Annotated in this window: 2 protein-coding genes; one reads left to right on the top strand and one right to left on the bottom strand. The window is 75.0% G+C overall.

Going from position 1 to position 3,924, the window contains the following annotated elements:
* On the top strand, nucleotides 1–553 hold a 553-nt coding region (locus tag FNH09_RS45130; protein WP_202919892.1), incomplete at its 5' end, for an NPCBM/NEW2 domain-containing protein.
* An 18-nt stretch (nucleotides 554–571) separates the two neighbouring features.
* Here FNH09_RS45130 and FNH09_RS45125 read toward each other — a convergent pair.
* Entirely contained in the window at nucleotides 572–3,850 is a 3,279-nt protein-coding gene (locus FNH09_RS45125) for a BTAD domain-containing putative transcriptional regulator (protein WP_162470077.1), read from the bottom strand.
* Nucleotides 3,851–3,924 lie beyond the last annotated feature (74 nt).

The raw sequence follows: 3,924 nt of genomic DNA, 5'->3' as shown, positions 1-3,924 counted from the left end.
GACCCCCACCCCTGCTGCTCCGGCCGACCCGACTCCGGAGCCGGCGCCGGCTCCGACGAGACCGGAGCAGGAGCCGGAGCAGCCCCCGGCGCCCACGCCGACCCCGACGCCGCCGACTCCGACCGTGTACCGGTGGAGCGAGCTGGCGTACGACGTCGGTGGCGACGGCACCGCACCGGAGATGCGGCTGGGCGAGAGCAGTTGGGTGTGGCAGCGCTCCGGCCTGTCGATCGCGGGCAAGCGGTACACGACCGGCGTGAGCGTGCACGGCAGCTCCTCCGTCACCATCGACCTCAACCGCACCTGCTCCGCCTACGACGCGCTGGTCGGCGTCGACGACAGGGCACTGGGTCTCGGTGCGGTCCGCTTCTCCGTCCACGCCGACGGCGTGCGCCTGTGGAAGTCCGGGACGGTCCGGGGCGGCGAGACGGCCGTGCCCGTCCATGTCGACCTCTCGGGGCGCCACACCGTACGGCTGGTGGTGGAACCGCGCGGGCCGCTGGGCTCCGTGGTGCCCGCCGACTGGGCGGAGTCGCAATTCACCTGCTCGTAGGCGGGTGCGGTGCAGAACTCACGGGACTCGTGAGCCGAGTTCGCGCAGGACGTCGGACACGGTGAGGCGGGCGCCCCGGATGCGCTCGGCGTCGTACGCACCCGCGCCCAGGGCCTCGCGGGCGGCCGCCTCGATCCGGTCGGCCTCGGCGCGTTCCGGCATGAGGCGGGGATGGCCGCCGCGCCAGTGGTCGGCCGCGGCCAGCAGCCGCACCGCGTGCGCGTGGTCGCCGAGCCGGGCCAGCAGGTCCGACGCCATATCCACCAACGCCGACAGGATCACCTCGGAACACCGCATCTCCACGGCCGCGCGCAGGGTGTCGGCGAGCATCGGCAGGGCGTGCTCCGGGCCCTGCTCATCGGCCGTGACCATGGCGTCGAGCGCGTCCAGCATCGCCAGGAACTGCGGCGGCGGGGTGGCCCGGCCCGTCTCCGAGCGGGCCGCGTCGCACAGCTCGCGGGCGCGTGCGAAGTCCCCGTCGGTCAGGCTGAGCAGAGCCCGCAGCAACAGGACGTAGGCGCGGGAGTCGGACACCCCGTACCGGTCGGCCGTCTCGGTGGCCTCGTCCAGGCCGGCCAGGGCACCCGGCCGGTCTCCGGAGCGGTAGGAGATCTCCGCGAGCCGCGCGACGAGGAACGGCGACTCGGCGTACGCGCCGACCTCGCGGGCGAGCCGCAGCGCCTCCTCGTACTCGCCCCTGGCCTCCTCGAACCGGCCGCGCACCATCGCCGCCTCGCCGGCCACGCTGCACACCTGGGCCCGCATCCAGCGGTCGCCGACCCGTCGGCTGAGCGTCCGCAGCTCCGCCACGTCGCCGTCGACGCCCCGCAGGTTGCCCGGGGTGTCGACGACGAGGTGCGTACGGGACATCAGCGCGACCCCGATCTCCCAGTCGCCGCCGTGAACACGCGCGTTGGCGACCGCCTGGTCCATGGCGGAGCGGACGTCGGCCGGACCGGACAGGGCGTACGTCGTGATCGGCCAGACGAGGCCCGGCATCCGGGCCGACGCGGGACCGCCCGCCCTGAAGACGTCCTGCACCCGGGTGACGTACCGCGCGAACCGCTCGTCCCGCGGCAGCTGCGCCGGTTCGGACTCGATCGTCAGGAAGAGGTGCAGCATCCGGACGTCCATCCGCAGCGCCCGCAGCGGGTGGTGTTCCTCCCCGTCCGGGGAGGAGAGGTAGACCTCGACCGGGTCGACGGAGTCGAGCGGGGGCAGGCCGGCCGGCGCACCGTCGGCGGTGTCCAGGACGGCGCCCAGGCGCAGGACTCGGTCCAGGTATCCCGTGGCCTCGTGGCGGTAGTTGCGCAGCCACCAGAACCAGCCCATGGCGAGGGCGAGGGCTCCCGCCTCGGACTCGTCGGCGGCGGCCAGGGACCGGTCCAGCGCGGTGCGGATGTTGTCGAGCTCGGCCTCCAGCCGGGAGATCCAGACGAGTTGCTCGGCGGAGCGCAGCAGCGGTTCGGCCCGCTCCGCCAGTTCGCGCGCCCAGGTCCGGTGGGCGCGCTCGGCTGCGGCGCGCAGTCCGGGTACCTCGGCGGCGCGTTCGGTGGCGTACTCGTGGATGGTCTCCAGCATGCGGTAGCGCATGCCCGCGGTGCCGTCCCGCTGCCATGGGGTGGCGACGACCAGGGACTTGTCGACCAGCGCCCCGGTGAGTTCGGCGACCGGCCCGCCGCAGACGGCCTCCGCGGCCTCCAGGTCCCAGCCGCCCGCGAACACGGACACCTCGCGCAGCAGGGTCCGCTCGCCTTCGTCGAGGAGGTCCCAGGACCAGTCGACGACGGCCCGCAGGGTCTGCTGGCGGGGCAGGACCGTACGGCTTCCGGAGGTGAGGAGGCGGAAGCGGTCGTCGAGGCGGTCGGCGATCTGCCGGGGGGTGAGCAGCCGCAGCCGGGCCGCGGCCAGCTCGATCGCGAGCGGCAGCCCGTCCAGCCGGCGGCAGATCTCCGCCACGGCCCGCGTGTCACGGAGTACGACGGCGGCGTCGGGACGGACGGCGGCGGCGCGATCCGTGAAGAGGCGGTGTGCCTGCTCGGGGACGAGGGGCTCGACCGGCCGCACGGACTCGCCGGGGACTCCCAGGGGTTCACGGCTGGTGGCGAGGATCGTGAGTCCCGGGCAGCGGGTCAGCAGCGTCTCCGCGAGGACGGCGGCCGCGTCGATGACGTGTTCGCAGTTGTCGAGGATCAGGAGCTGGCTGCGCGGGGCGCAGTGCTCCACCAGCAGCGCGACGGGATCGTCCTGCGGGGCCGCCAGTTCGTTGGTCATGAGCACGGTCTCGCGCAGACCGAGGGCGCTGACCACCGCGCCCGGCACCGCCTCCGGCCGGTCGAGCGGTGCCAGTTCGACCAGCCACGTCTCCGGCAGGCCGGCGGCGGCCTCCTCGGCGAGACGGGTCTTCCCCGAGCCGCCCGGTCCGGTGAGGGTGACGAGACGGGCCCTGTGCATATCGGAACGGATCGCGGCGAGTTCGGGTTCCCGGCCGACGAAACTCGTCAGCCGGGGCCGGAGGTTGCCGGTGCGGCGAGCCGGTCCTGGCGCGGATTCCGGCCGCGCGTCGTCCGCTGCCGGGAGCGCCGGGTTCAGCAGTTCGTCGTGCAGGGCCCGCAGTCGCGGTCCGGGATCGGTGCCGAGGCCGTCGGCCAGGGCGCGGCGGGCGTGCTCGTACGCGGCGAGGGCGTCGGCGGCGCGGCCGGTGTCGCGCAGGGCGTGCACCAGGAGGGCGTGCAGGGCTTCGTCGTACGGGTGCGCCGCGGTCAGTTCCTTCAGTTCCGGTACGACCTCGTGGGCGCGGCCGAGCCGCAGGCTCGCCTCGGCTCGGGCCCTGGTCGCCTCCAGGCGCAGGGCTTCGGGGCGGGTCGCGGCGGCGCGGTCGGGGAGGTCGGCGAGGGCGGGGCCGCGCCACAGGGCGAGGGCCTCGTCCAGGGCGCGGACGGCGCCGGGGGCGTCGTCGCGGGCCAGGGCGTCGGTGCCGTCCCGTACGAGCCGCTCGAAGACGAAGACGTCCACGTCGCTCTCGGGTACGGCGAGCCGGTAGCCGCCGGGTTCCGAGGTGACGGCGTCCCGGCCGAGCGCCCGGCGCAGCCGGCCGATCAGGGCCTGGAGCGCGGCGGGCGCGTCCTGGGGCGGGTCGTCCGTCCAGACCTCGTCGATGAGGGTCTCGGGAAGGGTGACGCGTCCCGGTCGCAGGGCGAGGGCGGTGAGCAGGGCCCGCAGGCGGGGGCCGCCCAGGGGTACGGCACCGCCGTGGTCGTCCGCCGCCTCGGTGACACCCAGGATTCTGTACCGCACCGGGTCATTGTCCCTGGTGGGCCGGTGCGGGGCACGGGGTTTGCCGGGCCGCGTGGGAAGGGTGGGTGCGGTGG

This window comes from Streptomyces adustus, from assembly GCF_009377175.1.
Taxonomy (GTDB): Bacteria; Actinomycetota; Actinomycetes; order Streptomycetales; family Streptomycetaceae; genus Streptomyces; species Streptomyces adustus.
This window is presented reverse-complemented; position numbering and strand designations above follow the sequence as displayed.